Genomic DNA, 20,985 nt, shown 5'->3' with positions numbered 1-20,985 from the left:
GAGAGGAAGATAAGCAGGATTATTGAGTTCTTGTGTCGAATAAAAGAGATAGGAGGTGATTAAGCAGGTGTTGTATGCTTTGGATACAAATGGAGAATTACAATCTTTGTACCAGCTGACGCAAGCAGAAATAGAGTGTGCAAGGAAAACCCCTTATTTTTGTCCTGCCTGTCATGAAATGTTGAGTGTACGTTCAGGAACACGTACGGTCCCACACTTTTCACATTTACCCAAAAGCAATTGTACGGAGATAAAAGGAGGGGAGACGGTCGAACATGAGCGAGGGAAATGGCGCTTATTTACATGGTTGAAAAATCAAGGCTATGACGTTCATCTTGAGAAATACTTGCCAGAGATTAGACAACGACCAGACCTATACTTACTCGTCAATGGGAAGAAAATCGCGATTGAGTATCAGTGTGCGTCTGTTTCAAAGCGCGAAATCAATAAACGAACGCTCTCCTACCGTCATGCGGGGATCTTTCCTCTCTGGATTCTCGGTGCAAAGCACCTTCATTCCTCAAACTCCCATCATTATTCTCTCAGTGACTTTACCCGCTCCTTTCTTTATTATTTGCATGACCAATACCACTTATATTTCTTTCATGCATCAAAAAACATCATATGTGTGCTTTCCAATACGAAATCCACAGGTGGTCGCCGGGTTTTTGCAAACACATTTTCTTCAACTATAACTAATTTGAGTTTTGCGCGGTTATTTTCCTCCGTATCTTTCAGCCATGATGATGATCGTTTCTTAAAAGAGCTGGAGAGATTATGGTATAAAAATCGTACGGTTTATCAGAGTCAAGTAAGCTCTGAAGAACGGCAATATCGTCAGTACCTTTACTTAAGGGGTTATCATTTCTCGCTGATCCCGAGCATTTGTTATTTACCTGTTCCCGGGCAAGTTCAAGCCGGAGGGAAGCCGTATATATGGCAAACCCGCCTTTTCCTCGATCATTTCTTTCATCTCCCCCTAGGAGCCCTCCTCGACTTTCCCTTCTTGAAGACCCCTGCGACTCTAAACGGATATGTTCCTCATTTAAGCCAACAATATCTAGACTTACTTACTCAATTAAATATCATAGAAAAAACAGGGAAGAATAACTATATCAAGAGTAAACAGGTCTCTTTCCATAAACGAGTGGAAGATGCATTGGAAGATGACCGCAGGACGTTGGAACAGTTGAAAAATTTACAAAGAATTAAGATTTAAGAAGGGATTTGCACCTCAATCGAGAAATTTTTAGGGTGACGAATTATTTTGAAGGAGGATGTTGGATGTCGTCTGCGAAAGAGCTACCAAAAAGAGAAGAAATACCTGTTGAAAAAACTTGGGACCTCGAAGCCATGTTTGCAACAGATGAAGAATGGTATAAAGAGTTAGAAGAAGCAAAGGAGCTGCTTCCTGAATTACAAAAGTACCAGGGTAAACTTGGGGAATCGGCGGAGCAGCTATATGAGCTTCTTTCCTTTCAAGATAAAATTTCCCACAAAATCGGTCTATTGTACACTTACGCACATATGAGAAATGACCAGGATACAACGAATGCTCATTATCAGGAGATGAATGCAAAGGCCGAGAATTTATATACAAAAATCGCTTCGGCTATGAGCTTTATCGTTCCAGAGATTCTTGCTCTTCCTGAAGGTAAAGTGAAGAGCTTCATTGAATCTTATGAGCCTTTAGAGCTGTATGAACATACACTCGATGAAATCACACGACAAAGAGCTCATGTATTGAGTGAGAAAGAGGAGAAACTGTTGGCAGGATTCTCTGAGATCGGTGCTAATCCTTCACAAACCTTTGGCGCTTTAAATAATGCGGATCTCACTTTTCCGACCATTAAAAATGAAGAAGGAGAAGAGGTCGACCTCACCCACGGGCGCTATATCAATTTTTTGAAGTCCGATAATCGTGAAGTGCGGAAATCTGCGTTTGATGCCATGTACGATACGTTTGGATCTTTCAAGAACACATTTGCATCAACACTGGGTGGGCATGTGAAGAAGAACAACTTCAACGCGTCTGTAAGGAAGTATGACCGGGCACGACAGGCGAAACTGGACAGTAATAATATCCCGGAGTCGGTTTATGATAATCTGTTGGAAGCAGTAAACGAAAGACTTCCTCTCTTGCATCGCTATGCAGAACTTCGTAAAGAAGTTCTGGACCTTGATGAGGTTCACATGTATGACTTGTACACACCACTTGTGAAAGATGCAGAGATGGAAATTTCATACGAAGAAGCACAGGATTTGGTTACCAAAGGTCTGGAGCCGTTGGGTGAAGAATACGTCAATATAGTTAAAGAAGGATTTGAAAATCGCTGGATTGATGTTGAGGAGAATAAAGGAAAACGAAGCGGGGCTTATTCATCAGGTCACTATGGAACGAATCCATATATCCTTATGAACTGGCAGGATAATGTAAATAATTTATTCACTTTAGCTCATGAACTTGGTCATTCTCTTCATAGTTATTACACACATAAAAACCAGCCGTACCGTTATGGTAATTACTCCATTTTCGTGGCGGAGGTAGCTTCAACGTGTAATGAAGCGCTTCTTAACGACTACATGATTAAGAAAACAAACAGTGAAAAAGAGAAGCTTTATTTGTTGAACAACTTTTTGGAAGGATTCCGTGGGACGGTTTTCCGCCAGACAATGTTTGCAGAATTTGAACATGAGATTCATATGCAGGCACAGAATGGTGAAGCTTTGACGGCTGAAAAACTGACGGAAATTTATTATGATCTTAACAAGAAATACTTCGGAGATAACATCGTTATTGATGAAAAAATCGGTCTTGAATGGGCTCGTATCCCGCATTTCTATATGGGCTACTATGTTTATCAGTACTCTACCGGCTATGCAGCTGCACAGGCATTAGCTGGACAGATCCTTGAAGAAGGAGAACCCGCAGTTGAACGCTACAAGAACTTCTTGAAGGCGGGGAGCAGCGACTACCCGATTGAGGTGTTAAAGCAGGCTGGTGTTGATATGACATCGAAAGACCCAATTTTATCTGCGTTGGATGTTTTTGAAGAAAAACTAAACGAAATGGAACAGCTTCTGAAGAAATAATACTGAGAAACCCACAGAACAAATGGTTCTGTGGGTTTCATTATTTAAAACCACGGAATGTCTTTTTGTGGGATGGTATGGATACGATTAAGTAGATCGCAATGAACAATAAGGGGGAACTAATGTAAATAGGGTATAAATTCATGAGCGCGAACAAGTGGAAAGCAGCAAGGAATAAAAGACTGATTACGAAGAGAAGAACTACCCAAATCTTCATTTTCATCACCACACACACCTCCATGGTTCATTTTATGGAGGGGAATGGGTGCACATGACTTAGCCATTGAAAAAACTCCCGTTTACGGGAGTTTAATCAAATATATTGCCAGAAAGCTCCATGCTTAACAGGGACTTCACGTACTTTTTGCTTGAGCACAAGCTTTTTCATTTCTCGCTTGGCTTCTTGTTCCGTCCAGTCATATACGACGGCAATCTCTTTGTTGGCGACGAAGCGATAGTGTTGCAAGAAATCCTCCAAAGCTGGTTTGATTCCTGGCTTTGGATCTTTTTGCAGCATTTCTTTCAACACTTTCACATAAACGTCGTAAGTGTATAAACCTGTGATTTTTAAGCCGGCATCTTCTTCTGATTCGTTGAACACGACAATGGTGGGAGTGGAATCCACATCCATCTCATGAGCAAGTTTTAAGTCACACTGTAAGGCTCTTCTTGCGGCGTCTCCGTAGAGATCTTTTTTGAATTCAGATACATCGAGACGGGATTTTTCGGCGCACTCAATTAAAACTGACTCATCTGAAATGTTCTGTTTTTCCAAGAAAACATATTCCTGTACTTTCCGTAAGAACCGCATACCAGCTTTTTTTCCCTGCAATTCAGCTGCTTTTACTGCAAGAGCAGTAGCTAAAGGAGAGGATACGGGGTTTTCAAGCCACACATCTCCGTCACAGCACATGCCTGTACGTGAACCGGTTTTGTCCCAAGCCTCTTTTAAATTTTCCGGCTTTTTAATTTTATTCTGGTGTAACGAAGCAAGCTTCCCGCTGATGATCGGCCGGAGAGTAAAGAAGCGTCCGTATTCGATCGTGAGCTTTTTGAGGAAGGGTTCCAGTGACCAGCATTCAGGGCATAGGGGATCAATGAAAACATAGATCTCAATCGGTCTTTTCAGTAAATCGAAAAAACCACTCGCTGTTCCTGTTTTTTCGCTGTCACTGTTTAAACTTTTCCAACTCACATCGATTCTCCTTTCTCATCTTCTGGTGAATTCATCATATGGTTTGCGGTCATCGTTAGCCTTTCAAACATGAAAGAACGATGAGGTTCTTGAATATCAACCTCATTCATGGCACCGGACATACAGGATAACCATGCGTCTCTTCTTGTCGGGGTAATTTTGAAAGGCAGGTGTCTTGCCCGTAACATCGGATGGCCATGTTCCTCGACATAGAGTGGCGGGCCCCCGAAAAACTGTGTTAAGAATTGCTTTTGTTTTCGTATGGTTTCTGTAAGATCGTCCGGAAAGATTGGAATTAAATCCGGATGCTCACTTACACGTTTATAAAAAGCTTCGACAAGCTCATCGATTTTTTCTTTGCCAATTTCCTCAAAAAACGTTTCTCGTTGTTGCATAGCATCCCTTCCTGTCTGTTCATCATTTTAGCAATGAGGGCTAGAGAACGGCAACTATTCTGATTGCAGTCGTTTTCTATCGTAGAAACGCTTGATCTTATTATCTGTTTCACGCATTGGAATATTGCATGCGTGCAGAATTTCTTCCATCACTTTTTTTCCGGTCTCTTTGGAGCGGGCCTCTACTTCCAACTCGTAATCTTCCTTGTCATAGTAAAGGCTGTGGTCAAGGACGACGGTGGCCTCTTTGTATTCAACCTCTTTCCGTCTCGTTGTAAGAGAACCGAGGTAGTAGAGATTTTCCGAAGGAATGCCCAGATCATTCAGTTGTTTAGACACGTGAGGTTTGTCTGTCATTTTGTTTTGAATCCAAAGGTTAGCTTCTTCTTCTGTGAGTGAATCATGAGTTTCGAGCAGACCTTCTGCATGAGGCTGCTTCAGAGTCAATGTCCATTGCCCATTTTTTTGACGAATCCTCAAAGCAGCTCCCTGCTGTTTAAGGTTTAGTTCTTCTGTTTCAAAATAATAATTGGTTTGCTCCATGAGTTCAACTGATTTGAATGGTAAAAAATGATAAACTTTTTCATACTCATCTTCTGTTAATAAGTTTTTAAACTCGATTTCAATTTCCTGTGCCATGGTTAAGACCTCCTGATCCTAGTATAATGTCAGGCGCTCTGCTTATTCTGCAGGCTAACTTTATGATACAATGAATGATGAACAAAACGCACATATTTACTATGAAGATTGGATACATAAAGGTGGTTGCTTGATGAATTGGGATATATTTATAGCACCTTATGCACAAGTAGTGGAAGAATTAAAAATAAAATTAAAAGGCATGCGACGGCAGTTTGAATATGAGGAGGAACAATCTCCTATTGAATTTGTAACCGGACGGGTCAAGCCGAAATCAAGCATTATTGAAAAGGCTAGACGGAAAGCTATCAATCCTGAAAATATCGAAGAAGAATTACAGGATATAGCTGGTGTGAGAGTAGTCTGTCAATTCGTTGATGACATTTATGCGGTTGTTAACATGCTTCGGAATCGTCATGATTTTGAAATTGTAGAAGAGAAAGATTACGTTTCACGGAAAAAGGATAGTGGGTATAGATCCTTTCACGTCATTATTCGTTATCCTGTGGAAACCATTCATGGAGAGAAGAAAGTATTGGCGGAAATTCAAATCCGTACCCTTGCCATGAATTTTTGGGCGACCAATGAACACTCATTAAATTATAAGTATTCGGGGAAAATACCATCAGAAATTAAATCACGCCTCAAACGTGCCGGTGAGGCCGCCTTTCAGTTAGATGAAGAGATGTCCAAAATAAAAAGCGAGATCCAAGAAGCTCAACGCGCGTTCTTAAGAAAAGAAGAACAAAAGAAGAACCCTAGAAAAACTTAAAGGAGTGGGTGGACCGATGAAGTTCTCGATCCTTTCAAAAGGTGACCAGAAATCGAACGAAATCCGTTCGAAAATTAAAAACTACTTGACGGAGTTTAAGTTGGAATACGATGAAGATGAACCCGATCTTGCCATTTCTGTTGGTGGGGATGGTACATTGTTGGAAGCTTTTCACACCTATGTTCACCGATTGGATAAAACAGCTTTCATTGGAATACATACCGGCCACCTCGGTTTTTATGCGGATTGGATGCCGGAAGAATTAGAAAAGCTGATCATAGAAATTGCGAAGACTCCATTTCAGGTGGTCGAGTACCCGCTCCTTGAAGTTACCATCCGCCCGAAAAGCGGGGGAGAAGAGGATCGTTATCTTGCACTGAATGAGTGTACGATTAAAACGTCAGAAGGTTCGGTGGTTATGGACATCGAAATTAAAGGCGACCATTTTGAGACGTTCCGTGGCGACGGACTCTGCGTATCTACACCATCCGGAAGTACGGCCTATAATAAAGCACTGGGAGGAGCGATCCTGCACCCTTCTCTTGAAGCCTTCCAAATTGCTGAAATGGCTTCGATCAATAACCGTGTGTTCCGTACGATTGGGTCCCCGTTAATTTTACCCAGTCATCATACATGCATGTTCAAGCCAAAGCACGACCGAAGCTTTCTTTTCACAATCGATCACATCACTCGTACCTATAAAGATGTGAAATCCATTCAATGCCGCGTGGCCGAAGAAAAAGTACGGTTTGCACGGTTCCGTCCATTTCCTTTCTGGAAACGTGTCCACGACTCCTTTGTAGCTGATGACTACTCAGAGTGATGTCAAAAAGAGTTGGCGGGTAACAGATGCTTACGCCGGTTATTCCATTCGTGATTTTTTGTTGCAAGCGGGTGAGTTCTCCCGGCAGTTAATAAAGAAGGTTCGTATGGACGGAGCGTTAATGATTAATGGAACTCAGGAAGAAATGTGGCGTCCATTAGAGACGGGGGATGAAGTCGTAGTCGTTTTTCCTAAAGAAGAAAAAGGAGCGATCTTCCCCTATCAGGGGACATTACCGATTGTATTTGAGGATGAAGATGTCATGGTCCTCAACAAGCCGGAAGGAATCCCTGTCGTTCCTCCTTTTGATCAAAAAGAGCCATCGATCGCCAGTTACTTGCTGTTTGAATATGAAAAAAGAGGATATCCATGTACAGCCCATATTGTTACGAGGCTGGACAGAGATACTTCTGGATTGTTGTTGATTGCTAAACACTCTTATAGTCATAGGCTTCTAACCAAGAAACCGGACCTGATATCACGACAGTACGTAGCCATGGTAGAAGGGAAATTTCAAGATAAGGAAGGTCTCATTGATGAGCCGATTGACCGTGCAGAAGACTCGATCATCCGAAGAGTTGTATCCCCAAAGGGCAAGCCTTCAAAAACTCGTTACCACCTGATTAATCAGGGTAAGAATTACTCCCGGGTCCGCTTTAAACTCCTCACCGGACGGACGCATCAAATTCGTGTTCATATGGCTCATAGAGGGTACCCTTTAGCCGGAGACACGTTATATGGCGGGAACAAAGTGTCAGGTATAGATGGTCAAGCCTTGCATTGTGAACGGCTTCATTTTATCCATCCATGGACGAAGAAAAAGATGACTTTTACATCAGAACCACCAAAACTTTGGGAACAAATGACTTAAGAAGCATTTGATCAATGGATGGTCTATAAAAAAAGCAGGAGCACTCGAGTGCTCCTGCTTTTTTAGTATCTGAACTTTTCTACTATGAAAGGCATACTCGATGGTACACTGACGATCTCTTCTTCAGGCAGGCGGAAAGCGGTCAGCTTTCCTCCGAACACGCATCCTGTATCTATATTAACGGTTTTGTTAACAAAACGGGGTTCACGGACTGGAGTATGTCCATAAACGATCCATCGATTCCCTGTGTAATGCTGTGCCCAGTCTCGCCTGACAGGACGACCGTCCGGCAGTTTCTCACCTGTAATGTCTCCATAAAGAACAAACGTCTCGATTTTTTTACTTTTATGTCCGATGTCTTCTTCGCGGATTCCAGCATGAGCAACAACCGCATGAACATCTTTTAAAATCAAGTGGAGAGGGGATTGTTCATACAAATGCTTGAATTGGTGTTTGATCTCCTTCTGTGCATCTTTAGATAGGGAACGGTATTCCTCAGCGGTGGTCTCCAGTCCATGCTTTTCTTGGACTGGATTACCTAGAAAAAAGCGGTACAATTTGTTGCAATGATTTCCCGGGACATAATGGGCTCCCTTTTCAGTAACTAAACGATAGACGAAGGTTATGCAATCCATGGATGAGGGGCCACGGTCAGTAATATCTCCGACGAAGACTGGAGTTCGTCCGTCAGGGTGTTGCGGGAGACCATCGCTCCATTCGTAGCCGAGTTCATCGAATAATTGTTTTAACTCCTCAAAGCAGCCGTGGATGTCCCCAATTACGTCGTAGTTCATGGTCAGTCTCCTTTAGTCATTCGAAAAGTGTCTTATCCATAATGGATTTGGCAATGTCCTATATATAGGAGATATTTTTCCCAAGCCTTTGAAATACTAAACATACGAGGAGTTTATTCCCTAACATTGATTTCTTCTGTTAAACTACATTTATGTGATGAATTTGGCTGTTTGGAAATTGAGTAACTTTCGTTGACAAACATCTGTATCGCCATTAAGATTAAACGGTCAAAAACGAAATAGACACTGGGGAGGGTTGCTTATGGAACACTTAGATGACCAGGAGCGCCAAGAAGTTTGGACGAATATTAAAGATGCCTTGTTCAATGATCATATCGACCAGTTCCGTGCAGAATTTCTCGAACTGCATCCATATGACCAGGCCCGGATTTTTGAGGATCTAGATGAAGAAATACGGATGCAGATCTACACCTACCTCTCTCCGGCAGAGGTTGCAGATGTCATGGAGCACATCGATTATGATGAAATTGAACCCTTCTTTACTGAAATGGCCCCGGCTTTTGCTGCGCAAGTCTTCGCTGAAATGTCGACGGATGATGCCGTTGATATTTTAAACGAATTAGATAAAGATAAAGTGGCGAGTTTCTTGACGATCATGGATGATGATGCAGCTGACGAAATCAAAGACCTGCTTCATTATGAAGAAAAAACCGCCGGGTCCATAATGACAACAGAATTCGTTGTCGTTAAGGCTGGTATGACGATCAAGGAAGCGATGGTTCATCTGAGAACAGAAGCCCCGGACGCCGAGACGATTTATTACACATATGTCATCAATGAAGATAAACGGCTCGTCGGTGTTATTTCGTTGAGGGATTTGATTATATCTGAAGAAGAGTGGCTGATATCCGACGTTATGAATGAACGGGTGGTATCGGTCTCAGTCGGTGAAGACCAGGAAGAAGTGGCACGCATGGTGCGCGACTACGATTTTCTTGCCTTACCGGTCGTTGATTTCCAGGACCATCTCCTTGGAATCATCACCGTCGATGACATTATGGACGTCATGGAAGAAGAAGCAAGTGATGATTATTCTAAGCTTGCTGCCGTTTCTGACGTCGACAGTCCTGATGACAATGCTTTTGCATCAGCCAAAAAGCGTTTGCCCTGGCTTGTCATTCTCCTCTTTTTGGGCAGTCTGACAGCAAGTCTTATTGGGCGTTTTGAGGACACCTTGGATCAAGTAGCCATCCTCGCTATTTTTATTCCGCTGATTGCCGGAATGGCGGGAAATACAGGAACGCAGGCACTAGCCGTTGCTGTCCGCGGTATCGCTACCGGGGAAATTGAAAAGCAAGGAAAATGGAAAATGATGATGAGAGAAGCAGGTACCGGTCTAATTACTGGACTCTCCTGCGGTGTATTAATCACTCTCATTGTGTATATATGGCATGAAAACTTCTTCTTAGGCGTATTAGTCGGATTGTCTATCTTTATGACCTTGGTTGTAGCAACATTGGCTGGCTCTCTCGTTCCCCTTCTTATGCATCGCTTGAAGATCGACCCTGCTGTTGCGTCAGGACCATTCATTACAACGGTGAATGACTTGATTTCCATTCTAATTTACTTTGGACTGGCGACAGCTTTCATGAATTTATTGATTTAAGGAAGGAGGGCGAGTATGGAACATGGTGCATCAGTAACTTCTCTAGTTATTGTAATTATCGCAGCATTCATAACTCCCATCTTACTACACCGCTTTAAATTGAATATCATTCCGGTTGTAGTAGCAGAAATCATCGTAGGATTAATCATCGGTCAAAGTGGATTTGATATTGTAGAGCAAGGAAGCTGGTTAGAGATCCTGTCCACACTAGGGTTCATTTTCTTGATGTTCCTCAGTGGATTAGAAATTGATTTCTCTATATTTGCAAGTAGAAAGAAGAAAGCTAAGCCGGAAAACCAGGGTACAGGTGCCCCGAATCCGGTATGGGTAGCGACCACTGTTTTCATAGGCATCTTCGTCATATCTCTGGCACTTTCTTATCTATTCGTGTTGGCAGGTTTTATTGACAATGCCTTCTTGATGACACTGATCATCTCTACCATTTCATTAGGTGTAGTCGTGCCGACACTGAAAGATGCACAAATGATGAAGACAACGATCGGTCAGACGATTCTGCTTATTGCTGTTATTGCCGATCTTGTGACAATGATTCTGCTTGCTGTTTTCGTATCCATTTATGGGGAGAGCGGTGGAAACACATGGTTATTGCTTCTGCTTTTTGCAGCAGGTGTTCTTTTCTATTACATCGGCAAAAAGTTTCGTCATCAGTCGTTCGTGGAGACGATGGCCAAAGGGACCATCCAGATCGATACGCGTGCGGTGTTTACGCTCATCCTTCTTCTTGTTGCTTTATCTGAAACGGTAGGAGCAGAAAATATCCTTGGTGCATTCTTGGCAGGTACACTCGTGTCCCTGCTGTCTCCTAACCCTGAGATGGTCAAGCGTTTGGACAGCTTCGGTTATGGATTTTTAATTCCTATCTTCTTCGTCATGGTTGGTGTGGAAATTGATATTTGGAGTCTATTTACTGATTCCCGTGTCCTCATATTGATTCCGCTGTTATTTATAGCCTTGCTCGTTTCGAAGATTGTTCCTGCTTTAATCTTGAGTAAGTGGTATGACAAGAAAACAGTATTTGGTTCAGGTTTTATCCTTACTTCCACACTCTCCCTTGTAATTGCTGCGGCTGCCATTGGGAAGCGGGAAGGAATGATCGATGACCAAATGGAAGGCGCACTGATCCTGGTGGCTGTCCTGACATGTCTTGTGGCACCGATTGTCTTCAAAAAGATTTATGGAAGATTTGAAGACGAAGGCCATAAAACGGTTGTATCCTTTATTGGGTCCAACCGCATGACCTTACCGGTTGTACGAGAACTGGATATTCATGCCTATGAAACTCATCTATACCATACGAAAATGGACAAAATTGATGAACGGATCAGTCGTAATTGCTTTGATATTAAAGAGTTAGATGGCTATGATGTTGAGAAGATGAAAGAACTCGGAGTCTTCGAGGTGGACTTGTTAGTTGCTTCTACGGGTGACGAAGAACGAAATGCGGAGATTGCTCGCTTTGCGAAAGAGCAGGGAGTTGAGCGGATCATTGTCCGAGTAGAGTCTCCGGACTTATCTCAGGAAATGAAAGACCTTAATATCAATGTGTTCTCCGTATTCTTGTCTTCTAAAGCGCTCCTTAAAGCGATGATCGAAGCACCGAATGTTGTAGATATCTTAACCAAACAAGATAGTGCGCTTTATCAGATCAACATGAATAATTCAGTCTATAATGGCATCCACCTTCGCGAATTTCCATTTACCGGAGATGTCATTATGGTCAGGATCTTCCGTGGCAAAGATTCGATCGTGCCTCACGGGGATACAGAATTGAAGATGGGTGACCGCCTGATCGTCACAGGTTCTCATGAGTACGTGGAAGAACTGAAAATGGAACTAGAATATTGTGAATGGTGTTAACCTAAAACCGCTCCTTCTCATCACGAGAAGGAGCGGTTTTTCTATTTCCCTTCTTCCACTATAGCTCCCTTTAGTGGAAGACTCAGTTTCGAGACTATTATTGAGTGGATGGGGGCTACGGGGAATAGCTCGCTTTCCGCGGGAGCGCGGTGAGCCTCCTCGGACTGCGTCCTGTGGGGTCTCACCCTGCACTTTTTTCCCTCTTCGATATCTGGTTCTGGCGCCTAGCGGCTAGTGAGACTTCCCTCGCTTCTGTACGATAAGTCAACATCGAATCACTCCGTTCTTCGTGTTTCCTTTATCTCCGCCAGCTCCGTCCAGTCCATACGCCGCTGATCAAGGCGCCTGCACACTTAAGTTAGGAGTCTCGCCATTCCCCTCCGTCCACTTGCCGGAAGAAATTCTCGAAACTACCTTTCAGCAATAGGAGCTTTTATGGTTGAGAATCCTATATCAACGCGGTTTAAGCAGGATTTATAACAGTTTTTGGCAGGTAATATAAGAGGGATTTCGAGAACCTCATATGGCAAAGGGGCGTAGGGAAACGGTGAGACTCCTGTGGGAAGTGCGTGGTAGATGAGACCCCGCAGAGCGTTAGCTCGAGGAGGCTCATCACTCGCCCACGGAAAGCAAACCTTTTCCCGGAGCCCCTAAATCCACACAAACATCTCGAAATCAAGTCTTCCACAATCCTGCCAGTTTATTGAATAACATCATCCGATTTCTTGATTTTGGATAAAGGGTGGGCTTATGTGAGTGGAAATAGGGAAAGGATAAAGGGAAGTTTGTTTTTCGAAAGTTTATGGTTTAAAATAGGAGCAGGTACTAATAACAAATACTAATTTAGATCCTACTACCTCAAGGAGGGTGTTCAATATGAACTTTTCACTAGAAGGACGTACGTATGTCGTCATGGGAGTGGCGAACAAACGAAGCATTGCCTGGGGGATTGCCCGCTCGCTTCACTCTGCTGGAGCGCGTTTGATTTTCACCGTTGCATCGGAGCGCTTCAAGAAGTCGGTGCAGGATCTTGCCGATACTCTAGAAGGTGGCGAGGAGTCACTGGTTTATGAATGTGACGTGACAGACGATGAAGCGATCATTCAGACATTCGAACAAATCGGAAAAGATGTAGGCACGATTCACGGCCTTGCGCACTGTATCGCATTTGCGAATCGTGAAGAATTGAAGGATGAATTCTTAAACACAAGTCGTGATGGTTTCCTTACTGCTCACAACATCAGCTCTTATTCTCTAACAGCGGTCGCTCGTGCAGCCCAACCGTTGATGACAGATGGAGGAAGTATCGTAACCCTCACTTACCTTGGAGGGGAACAAGTCGTGAAGAATTATAACGTCATGGGTGTAGCGAAAGCTAGCCTTGATGCAAGTGTCAAATACTTAGCGAACGATCTTGGTAAACATAACATTCGAGTGAATGCTATCTCCGCTGGGCCAATCCGTACACTTTCCGCTAAGGGCGTCGGTGACTTTAATCAAATCCTTAAAGTGATTGAGGAACGTGCGCCACTGGGGCGTCCTGTCACTCAAGAAGAAGTCGGTGACACCGGTTATTATCTAATGAGTGATCTATCTCGCGGCGTGACCGGAGAAGTGATTCATGTTGATTCCGGATTCAGTATTGTCGCTTACTAATCCAATCTCCAACACGAAAACCCCGTTTTTACTTTAAGTAAAAACGGGGTTTTGTCATTTATTAAGCCAGGATTGAAGGTGTGTCCATACGGTTGCTTCTTTTTTTGTATGATAGAAGGTAACAAATCGCACCACTTCTGTTAATGGAATTACTTCTTTTCCATTAGGACCATGGATCAGCGCGGAGAGGTGATCATAGCTTCCTTGATAAGCCGATATCCATGTCATCAGTTCAGAAAAGGTGGTCCACTCATCAATTCTCAAAGGAAACATTTTGTTATTTCTTTGCTGTTTCAAGTGTTCAGATATGGACTTTGGTAACGGGGGAGGAGGATAACCAGGTTTAGCAAAATAATATCCCTGCATAAGGGAGATCCCCATTTGGATCAATTGAAGACACTCGCCTTCAGTTTCCACTCCCTCGGCAATTATTCCTGCTCCTAATTTCTTTCCAATATGCTGTAACGCCTCTACCATGTATTGTTTTCCACGGAATTGATCGATATCGGTGATCAATGACCGATCGATTTTCATATAGTCCGGTTTTAATTCAGAAATCATCTGCAGTGAGGAATAACCGGCACCAACGTCATCTATCGCTACTTTAAACCCTTGTTCCCTATAATGTGTCAGCAGCTTTCGGAAGCTTTGAAAATCAGAAATGGCGGAGTGTTCGGTGATCTCAAAGACGATTTGGTCCGGGTTCAACTCTGTATTTTTTAAGACGGCATGGGTGAAACCTGGTGAGAAAGAATCATCATGAATGACATTCGGCGTTAAATTCACCCATAATTGCTGTTCATTCTTCAAGTGGGCGGTGATTGAGTCGATGGCTAGCTCCCGTGTATGTTTTTCAAGTTGAAATAACCGGTTCGTCTGATCCGCGAATTGGAAAAGTTCCACAGGGCTTTTGAAATAAGTGCTCGGCGGAAATCTTGTCAGCGCTTCAAAACCGATGACGCTTTCTTTATGTATATCGACGATGGGTTGATAATGGATAAAAAGCTTATTCTCATTCATGTAAGAAGCGAGTACATCTTCTGTTGACTTGCGCTCTCGTTGTTGAGCAAGACTCATGAAAACACTCCTAATCGGTAGTCTACACTTACCTTAACAACCGTAAGATAAAAGAATCACCGGGTTGTGTTAAATTTGTGTAAAATCATGAGAGATTTTGTCAAATGAGGACAAAAGTGAACATGGTCTGTGACTTGGGCATATACATAAAATGATGACCGAATGGAAAAGGAGAGATCTTGATGGCAGAAGAAAAGCGACTTGCTAAGCAGCCTATGCTTTATATTGTCCAGCCTAAGGGCTTGAAACCAGCAGAAGTCCCCATGCAAACAAGCTTTCGAAGTCAGCGGCCTTCTAAAGCAGAAGAGAAGACAGAACAGCCGGCGGCAGAAGCTTCATCGAATGAGCGTGAAATACGGATGCGCAGACAAAACTCCCCTCACCGTCAAGAACTGGCTAAATTGAACAAATCCGAAGAGCCTGAGGCTGGTGGAGAGGAAAGGAATGCGGATCTTTCCGCTGTTCATTCAGAAGAAAAGGTGGAAAAGGATGCACCACGAGATCGAAGACAACGTTTCCATGATATGACACTGGAAGAAAAAGTTTTATATTTCTTCAATCTTTCCCCGCACGTGCCGAAAATGAAATGTGAAGTAACGACAGAAGAGGAAAATTACCGGGGGTACATTACGGATTATGTAGATGGTGTCGTGCACATGAAAGTTTTTCAACGTCCGTTTCAGCGGGAGGTAGTTTTTGAAGACATTAAAGATATTAGACTTCTAGGGTTTTAGTGAATGATAAAAAAACCGCGCATCCGTGCGCGGTTTTTTTATAAATCTTAAAGAGTTGCTGCTGCCGGTAGACATGTAACGTGGCAGAAGCAGTTCAAGTCTACTGTGATGCAGATTCCTGAAGCGCGGAGGTCTTTGCAGCTTTGATCAGCTGGTGATTTTGGATCGAAGTTTCTATGACGACGTGAACCTTCAACTTCGTCATCATCCTCGTCATCATCACGCCAGCGGTCAGCAAAAAGAAGTTCGAGGATGGCACAACCATCGTCATCTACAGATTTAACTCTGAAGAAGAAGCTTCCCTTCACTTTGCAATCGTCGCCACTTCGTTTTGAACCGTACCCTTTGAAAGGTGTGCATCCATCTTTACAGTAAAGGATGACAGGAACCGTGTCGAAGCCGGATCCTCCACCAGTGTCACCTAAAAGGTCTGCGATTGAACGCTCACAGCTTGTCGTGCAATCGTGCATGACATCATTCTGAGCATCGACGATATCTTTAAGGATATCAATCACACATGAACCTGAATCGAATCTTTTTCCACAGCTCATTTTTTAATTTCCCCTTTCCATACGCATTGACGTATTGTCTTTACTAGAATATGAAATGTGTCTGGGTCGGTGTGGGCATTTGTCTCTTTTCTCTTAATCCGGACTTTTTTTGTTGTTCATGGGCAGGAGACTATACCCAACTGGGGCAAACACCATAGATTAGAAGTGAATTCGAATAAGGAGTGAATGGAATGTCTGATAAAAAGAAGGTCATCCACGTGAAGGACCTCGTTATTAAAGCGGACAATGTTGTCATTGAACCACAACGCGATGACCGTCATGACCGAGACGACCGTGTCGATCCATTTTTTGGTGGACCGAGACGCCGTAGAGAAGAAGAGTCAAGAGAAGAAAGCAGTTCTAAAAACCGCCGTCATGATGATGAATCTTCCGATCGCCGTGGGGGATTTCGTTGGTTTTAAGAAAATAAAGAGTAAGCCACTACAACGATCGTAGTGGCTTTTTCTTCATGGGAGAGAGGTAGAAGAATGTTTACTTACATGGAAATCCTATTGCTGGCCCTTGCTACTTTCCGTCTGACCCGTCTCATTGTTAGAGATTATATTATGGAATGGATCCGCCGGCCTTTTATTGACGTCAAGGTGATCGAAAACGAGCATGGCATAGAAGAGGAATGGGTGGAGCCTAAGGGTTTTATCGGAGAAGGGTTAAGTTGTCAGTGGTGTGTCGGTGTGTGGTCTGCTTTAATTATGCTTTTCTTCTATATTATTGTTCCGTACGGAGAGTGGTTGGTCCTGTTACTGGCCCTTGCCGGATTACAATCCATCATCTATACATGGGTGGATCGACAATGACAGATAAAAAGGAAAAATCATTATTTGAAGTGTTAAAGGAAATTGATGTAGAAACGTCGAAAATGAATGGAATCATTAAACAGCCTGAAAAGAAATTCAATGAGTGGGAAAAAGACTTTCAGGCATGGGATCGTCGTTTCTCCAAGCGGATGACGGACATGGAAAAGTTTTTGACCAAACAGATGGGAAAGATGGAAAGTTTCTTTGAGTAGGAAAAAAGGGTATAGATAAACAAAGGAGGCGTCGCTATGGGATATATTCTGCCTGTGAATCATTATCAGTATCAGGATTATCAAATCAGAACGACCCAGCATGAACGTTCACCTTTTGTCCTTGAAAAAGTATTCAAAGCTGCGTTGGATAGTAATATGAAGCACAATCACCCTCATAAACAAGACCGTGTGGAAGACCAGCGGAGAAAATCGATTCAAATAACGAGGAATACCCATGCTGTGAACAGCGTCCACTCTACGTTTAAGAGAAGCGGTACAGAGAAGATTCTTTCCAATATAACAGGAAAAGGGCAGTACTTTAGCGAAACTGTATGAAAAAGCTAAAGGAGTCGTGGATATGTCTTTTCAACAGCTGGATGAATGTTGTTATTACTACCATAGTACGGTCAATATTGGATACGTACATCAAGGGGTGAACGGGGTACTCATCGATGCTGGAATCGATGCTTCATCCGTGAAAAAGGTGCTCAAGGAACTCGAGAAAAGAGAGCTTCCTTTGACGCACCTTTTTATTACCCATGCTCATGCGGATCATTATGGAGGGGCAAGGTTTGTTCAGGAAAACTACGAAGTCCATACCGTCGCTCCTGTGTTTGAAGAAGCCATTTTAAGAAATCCAGCTATGGAACCCCTTTATTTATTCGGAGGAAATGACCCGTTGCCAGAGCTACATAACAAATTTTTAGAAGGGCCATCTGTACGGGTGGATGAGGTCGTGGGAGAAGGGGAGATAGGGTTTGGTTCGTTAAGAGCGGAAGCTTACCATCTTCCTGGTCATAGTTATCATCAGTTAGCTTTGAAAGTCAATGGCATTCTCTTTGCGGCTGACAGTTATTTTAGTGTAGAGACACTGAAAAAACATAAAATTCCCTTTATGACAGATGTCAGTTTGGCGTTGGAGAGTTTGGACACCCTTTCTCAAATTCCATGCAGGGGGGCGGTACCCGGGCATGGTGAGTTTGAAGCTTCTCCATCCTTGACGATCCAAAACAACATGGATTACCATGAACAGCTGTCCGCGTGGCTGCACCAATACCTGGCCGAAGAAGGTCCAGCTGCGCATGAAGTGATCGTTAGGGCTATGTGTGAGCACTATAACGTTGAAGCTCAGGGTTTGTCCCAATGGCTGCTGTTCAGAACAGCGGTCACCGCTTACTTGATCGGATTAAAAAAAGCGGGCCTCGTTGAGGACCGCATTATGAACAATACGTGGAGCTTTCATATTACAGACCAATGACGAATAAGTCCGGTTCGCCTTCTTTGTGTTCGGCGTACATGACTTCAGCAGGATCATTATAACTTTGTGCTCTCAGTTGGTCATTCAGCCACTTCTCATCAAAACCTGCTTCTTGGAGGTTGTCCCAAATAATCTCTCCGTCACTGATGATGGTACGAGGGAGAGGGACGGGCTGTGGAGCTAAATTCATGTCGTTACGTGTGACATTTTGATACTGGGAGGACTTAAGGACAGAGATTGTCCCGTCTGTTTCAAGAACAGCGTATTGAACTTCCTGGATAGAAAAAACATCCTTGGAGCGTAACAAATGCTGGAGCTGGTTAAGGTCCAACTTATTCTTCTTAAGTTGATTACGATCAATCTTTCCTTTATATATGACGAGGGAGGGGCTTCCTTCCAATATCTTACGTGTCCCTTTAAACTTTTGGGTGATTACTTCCGTGGTAAAGATAAGAATAGTCCATAACAAGATGGCGAAACCGATATCAAGGATTCCGACTTCTTTATCGTATAAAGCATTACCGACGAGTTCGCCGAGGACAAGAGCAGAGATGAAGTCGAAGGCGGTAATTTGGGTGATTTGTGTTTTTCCGAGCACTTTTGTCATAACAAAAAGTGCAGCAAAACCAAAAAGTGTTTCCAAAGTAATTTGTAAGTACTCCATAGCGTTTCACGACCCTTATCTGTAGCCTATACGTTTCATTTTAGACAAAAGGACCTTAGGATAAACGAAAAAACTCCGGAATTCCGGAGTTTCTTTTATCATCGTTTTATAATTTTTTTACCATCGTAACGTGAGGGATCCCGGCATCTATGAAGGGATCTGAAATGGTAAGATACCCCAGAGACTCATAGAAAGCCTCTGCCTGGGTTTGGGCATTCAATTTGGCTTTGTCAAATGCATAGTCACGAATGACTTCTTCCATCGATTCAATGATCTGTTTACCGAGGGATCGACCTCGGTATTCCTTCATGACACAAATCCGTTCAAGTTTTCCAAATCCATGAACAAAGCGTAGTCGTGAAGCAGCGACCGGCTGGTTTCCCACATATCCAACAAAATGGATGGCAGTATCGTCAAATTCATCGATTTCTATTTCGAGGGGAACATGTTGTTCCTCTACAAAGACGACGCGTCTCACATAGAAAGCGTCGTCTTTTTGCTGTTTATTTCTAACTTTCACGATGTCCAAGGAGCGTCACCCTTTGCCAAGGCGGAATGTTTCATATACACTCCAAGCCCCATTTTCAAGCTGGTAAAGCAACTGGAAGCGATCCACTTTATCATTCAAGTCGAATTTCAGCATGCGGAGGCTGCCATATACATCAGAGAATTCTTCATCCGAAAGCTTCTGGGCAATTGTGATATGTGGAACAAAAGCAAAATCTTTTTCCTCTGGAAGTTCACCTGCATGCAGCTTATCATTCAATTCGAAAATTTCATCGGACGGTTCGATTTTTAAGTAAATCGTATTTGTGACCGGAGAAAAAGAGCTCACCTTATAAACACCATAGGAAAAAGGCTGCGTATTCTTAGCAATTTCGCTCAATTCAGGAATGATTTTATTCTCAATTTCTTCTTCTTCTGCTTCAAATGCTTCTTTCATCGTGATATGTGGGGGAATCAACGCATAGTGGGGATCATACCGCTTGCGGTAAGAATTCGCCACATCCTGTACTTTTTTTGATGGAAAAACTGCTATTCCGTATCTCATTGGACTAACCCTCCTGTTTCCTTCTATATATCGCTATTCCTTACCAAACATTTTCAATAAAGCACGTTCAAAATCCTTCTGCCATGTGCCCCATGTATGATTACCCTCTAATTCATGATACGTGTAGGCAAGAGGCTGGCGATTCAAGAATTCGCGCAGTTCGCGGTTAGGTTCAAGAAAATTCTTTCTTGCCCCTTCTGTTGTTTCGACATCTGTTTCTTCCAATCCAATGGTATGGTAAATGGTCAAGGAAGAAAAGTCTCTGGTGGATTGCACCACTTCTTTCACATGTTCATCCACATAAGGGCTCTGCATAATGACATTACCGAAGATATTCGGGAATTTAACCGCTGTCATCAATGCAAGTGTTCCTGCTAAAGAGTCACCGACAAGCGTGCGGCCGCGCCCCATACAGTACCCAGGCAATTCATCATCAAGGAAAGGGACAACTTCACGAATGAGGAAATTAACGTATTCCCCCTGTTTCTTTCCGTCTGGATGGTATTTGTCTTGGCGATCATATTTGTCATTATAATGGATGCCGATGAAAATGGTATTCTCAATCTTATCTTCTTTATGGAGTTTATCACTCAATGTGGCCGCGCGTCCCATCGAGTAATAATCGTTTCCATCCTGCATGATACAGAAATGGTATTTGTATAATGGAGAGAAATTTTTCGGGGTGTACACCCTCAGTGTCATTGTCTCCTCTAAGTATTGACTATCAATGGTGTATTCTGTCATGGATCCGTCTCTACCCATATTCCGACCACCTCCTCACAGCATGGAAAGTTCTTTTAGGCTTTCCCATTAAATTTTTCATGTAAACGTTCCACTATTTATTTTATCATATAATTGTCGAAAAAGTGGAAAAGATAAT

The 20,985-nt window shown here is 43.0% G+C and carries 25 protein-coding genes; 14 read left to right on the top strand and 11 right to left on the bottom strand.

Going from position 1 to position 20,985, the window contains the following annotated elements; all coding sequences use genetic code 11:
- Nucleotides 1-55 precede the first annotated feature (55 nt).
- Together ACQ4XT_RS19630 and pepF are read left to right on the top strand one after the other, a co-directional pair.
- Entirely contained in the window at nt 56-1,219 is a 1,164-nt protein-coding gene (locus tag ACQ4XT_RS19630) for a competence protein CoiA (protein WP_446855279.1), read from the top strand.
- A gap of 65 nt (nt 1,220-1,284) precedes the next feature.
- Complete coding sequence (pepF, locus tag ACQ4XT_RS19625) at nt 1,285-3,093, top strand: oligoendopeptidase F (RefSeq protein WP_446855277.1); 1,809 nt, start codon at nt 1,285-1,287, stop codon at nt 3,091-3,093.
- Nucleotides 3,094-3,133: 40 nt separating this feature from the next.
- Here the strand turns inward: pepF and ACQ4XT_RS19620 are convergent, their stop codons facing one another.
- The 4 genes from ACQ4XT_RS19620 to ACQ4XT_RS19605 all read right to left on the bottom strand — a co-directional run bounded on the left by ACQ4XT_RS19620 (nt 3,134) and on the right by ACQ4XT_RS19605 (nt 5,322).
- Nucleotides 3,134-3,316 (bottom strand): hypothetical protein, encoded by a 183-nt coding sequence (locus ACQ4XT_RS19620; protein ID WP_446855276.1) that lies wholly within the window; start codon nt 3,314-3,316, stop codon nt 3,134-3,136.
- 90 nt (nt 3,317-3,406) lie between these two features.
- Nucleotides 3,407-4,288: a ClpXP adapter SpxH family protein gene (locus ACQ4XT_RS19615; RefSeq protein WP_446855274.1), complete on the bottom strand. Its 882-nt coding sequence runs from the start codon at nt 4,286-4,288 to the stop codon at nt 3,407-3,409.
- Nucleotides 4,285-4,683 carry a globin domain-containing protein gene (locus tag ACQ4XT_RS19610; RefSeq protein WP_115824142.1) on the bottom strand — a complete coding sequence of 133 codons (399 nt, stop codon included), beginning with the start codon at nt 4,681-4,683 and terminating at the stop codon, nt 4,285-4,287. The genes ACQ4XT_RS19615 and ACQ4XT_RS19610 overlap by 4 nt, the downstream gene beginning before the upstream one ends.
- A gap of 54 nt (nt 4,684-4,737) precedes the next feature.
- Nucleotides 4,738-5,322, bottom strand: coding sequence for a CYTH domain-containing protein (locus ACQ4XT_RS19605; protein WP_446855272.1), 585 nt, complete (start codon nt 5,320-5,322; stop codon nt 4,738-4,740).
- 133 nt (nt 5,323-5,455) lie between these two features.
- Between ACQ4XT_RS19605 and yjbM the strand changes: the two genes are divergently transcribed.
- The 3 genes from yjbM to ACQ4XT_RS19590 are packed head-to-tail and all read left to right on the top strand — an operon-like array spanning nt 5,456 to nt 7,788.
- On the top strand, nt 5,456-6,094 hold the full coding sequence (yjbM, locus tag ACQ4XT_RS19600; RefSeq protein WP_446855270.1) for a GTP diphosphokinase: 639 nt from the start codon (nt 5,456-5,458) through the stop codon (nt 6,092-6,094).
- 16 nt (nt 6,095-6,110) lie between these two features.
- A complete protein-coding gene (locus ACQ4XT_RS19595; protein ID WP_160912035.1) occupies nt 6,111-6,917 on the top strand; it encodes an NAD kinase in 807 nt (268 codons plus the stop codon).
- Nucleotides 6,901-7,788: an RluA family pseudouridine synthase gene (locus ACQ4XT_RS19590; protein ID WP_446855266.1), complete on the top strand. Its 888-nt coding sequence runs from the start codon at nt 6,901-6,903 to the stop codon at nt 7,786-7,788. The genes ACQ4XT_RS19595 and ACQ4XT_RS19590 overlap by 17 nt, the downstream gene beginning before the upstream one ends.
- A 62-nt stretch (nt 7,789-7,850) precedes the next feature.
- On the opposite strand, the gene prpE is transcribed toward ACQ4XT_RS19590, so the two are convergent.
- The gene (gene prpE, locus ACQ4XT_RS19585) at nt 7,851-8,582 is read right to left on the bottom strand and encodes a bis(5'-nucleosyl)-tetraphosphatase PrpE (RefSeq protein WP_446855264.1); all 732 of its coding nucleotides are present in this window, start codon (nt 8,580-8,582) and stop codon (nt 7,851-7,853) included.
- Nucleotides 8,583-8,844: 262 nt separating this feature from the next.
- Between prpE and mgtE the strand changes: the two genes are divergently transcribed.
- The 3 genes from mgtE to fabI all read left to right on the top strand — a co-directional run bounded on the left by mgtE (nt 8,845) and on the right by fabI (nt 13,743).
- Nucleotides 8,845-10,209, top strand: a complete 1,365-nt coding sequence (gene mgtE, locus ACQ4XT_RS19580) for a magnesium transporter (protein WP_446855262.1) — start codon at nt 8,845-8,847, stop codon at nt 10,207-10,209.
- A 15-nt stretch (nt 10,210-10,224) separates the two neighbouring features.
- Nucleotides 10,225-12,087: a monovalent cation:proton antiporter family protein gene (locus ACQ4XT_RS19575; RefSeq protein ID WP_446855260.1), complete on the top strand. Its 1,863-nt coding sequence runs from the start codon at nt 10,225-10,227 to the stop codon at nt 12,085-12,087.
- A gap of 876 nt (nt 12,088-12,963) precedes the next feature.
- Complete coding sequence (gene fabI, locus ACQ4XT_RS19570) at nt 12,964-13,743, top strand: enoyl-ACP reductase FabI (RefSeq protein WP_089653955.1); 780 nt, start codon at nt 12,964-12,966, stop codon at nt 13,741-13,743.
- A 54-nt stretch (nt 13,744-13,797) separates the two neighbouring features.
- Here fabI and ACQ4XT_RS19565 read toward each other — a convergent pair whose 3' ends face one another.
- Nucleotides 13,798-14,820, bottom strand: coding sequence for an EAL domain-containing protein (locus ACQ4XT_RS19565; RefSeq protein WP_446855258.1), 1,023 nt, complete (start codon nt 14,818-14,820; stop codon nt 13,798-13,800).
- Between the two features lie 182 nt (nt 14,821-15,002).
- On the opposite strand from ACQ4XT_RS19565, the gene ACQ4XT_RS19560 reads away from it, so the two are divergent.
- A complete protein-coding gene (locus ACQ4XT_RS19560) occupies nt 15,003-15,554 on the top strand; it encodes a CotO family spore coat protein (protein WP_446855256.1) in 552 nt (183 codons plus the stop codon).
- Between the two features lie 47 nt (nt 15,555-15,601).
- On the opposite strand, the gene ACQ4XT_RS19555 is transcribed toward ACQ4XT_RS19560, so the two are convergent.
- Nucleotides 15,602-16,105, bottom strand: a complete 504-nt coding sequence (locus ACQ4XT_RS19555) for a CotY/CotZ family spore coat protein (protein WP_446855255.1) — start codon at nt 16,103-16,105, stop codon at nt 15,602-15,604.
- Between the two features lie 191 nt (nt 16,106-16,296).
- Between ACQ4XT_RS19555 and ACQ4XT_RS19550 the strand changes: the two genes are divergently transcribed.
- From ACQ4XT_RS19550 to ACQ4XT_RS19530, 5 genes are all read left to right on the top strand, one after another.
- The gene (locus ACQ4XT_RS19550) at nt 16,297-16,527 is read left to right on the top strand and encodes a hypothetical protein (RefSeq protein WP_446855253.1); all 231 of its coding nucleotides are present in this window, start codon (nt 16,297-16,299) and stop codon (nt 16,525-16,527) included.
- 78 nt (nt 16,528-16,605) lie between these two features.
- Complete coding sequence (locus ACQ4XT_RS19545; protein WP_446855252.1) at nt 16,606-16,920, top strand: DUF1360 domain-containing protein; 315 nt, start codon at nt 16,606-16,608, stop codon at nt 16,918-16,920.
- The gene (locus ACQ4XT_RS19540; protein ID WP_446855250.1) at nt 16,917-17,132 is read left to right on the top strand and encodes a hypothetical protein; all 216 of its coding nucleotides are present in this window, start codon (nt 16,917-16,919) and stop codon (nt 17,130-17,132) included. The genes ACQ4XT_RS19545 and ACQ4XT_RS19540 overlap by 4 nt, the downstream gene beginning before the upstream one ends.
- A gap of 36 nt (nt 17,133-17,168) precedes the next feature.
- Nucleotides 17,169-17,468 carry a hypothetical protein gene (locus ACQ4XT_RS19535; protein ID WP_446855249.1) on the top strand — a complete coding sequence of 100 codons (300 nt, stop codon included), beginning with the start codon at nt 17,169-17,171 and terminating at the stop codon, nt 17,466-17,468.
- Nucleotides 17,469-17,490: 22 nt separating this feature from the next.
- Nucleotides 17,491-18,390, top strand: coding sequence for an MBL fold metallo-hydrolase (locus tag ACQ4XT_RS19530; protein ID WP_446855247.1), 900 nt, complete (start codon nt 17,491-17,493; stop codon nt 18,388-18,390).
- Here the strand turns inward: ACQ4XT_RS19530 and ACQ4XT_RS19525 are convergent.
- The 4 genes from ACQ4XT_RS19525 to ACQ4XT_RS19510 form a co-directional block, all read right to left on the bottom strand.
- Complete coding sequence (locus ACQ4XT_RS19525) at nt 18,377-19,054, bottom strand: DUF421 domain-containing protein (RefSeq protein WP_446855245.1); 678 nt, start codon at nt 19,052-19,054, stop codon at nt 18,377-18,379. The two genes, ACQ4XT_RS19530 and ACQ4XT_RS19525, sit on opposite strands and share 14 nt — an antisense overlap.
- Nucleotides 19,055-19,160: 106 nt before the next feature.
- Nucleotides 19,161-19,583 (bottom strand): GNAT family N-acetyltransferase, encoded by a 423-nt coding sequence (locus ACQ4XT_RS19520; RefSeq protein WP_446855244.1) that lies wholly within the window; start codon nt 19,581-19,583, stop codon nt 19,161-19,163.
- Between the two features lie 6 nt (nt 19,584-19,589).
- Nucleotides 19,590-20,105 (bottom strand): 2'-5' RNA ligase family protein, encoded by a 516-nt coding sequence (locus ACQ4XT_RS19515; protein WP_089653965.1) that lies wholly within the window; start codon nt 20,103-20,105, stop codon nt 19,590-19,592.
- Nucleotides 20,106-20,138: 33 nt separating this feature from the next.
- A complete protein-coding gene (locus tag ACQ4XT_RS19510) occupies nt 20,139-20,867 on the bottom strand; it encodes an alpha/beta hydrolase (RefSeq protein ID WP_446855242.1) in 729 nt (242 codons plus the stop codon).
- Nucleotides 20,868-20,985 lie beyond the last annotated feature (118 nt).

The sequence above is a fragment of the Halobacillus sp. 12SKB genome (genome assembly GCF_052941655.1).
Note: the sequence above shows the minus strand (reverse complement) of the source record. Positions and strands in the feature narration are given on the sequence as shown.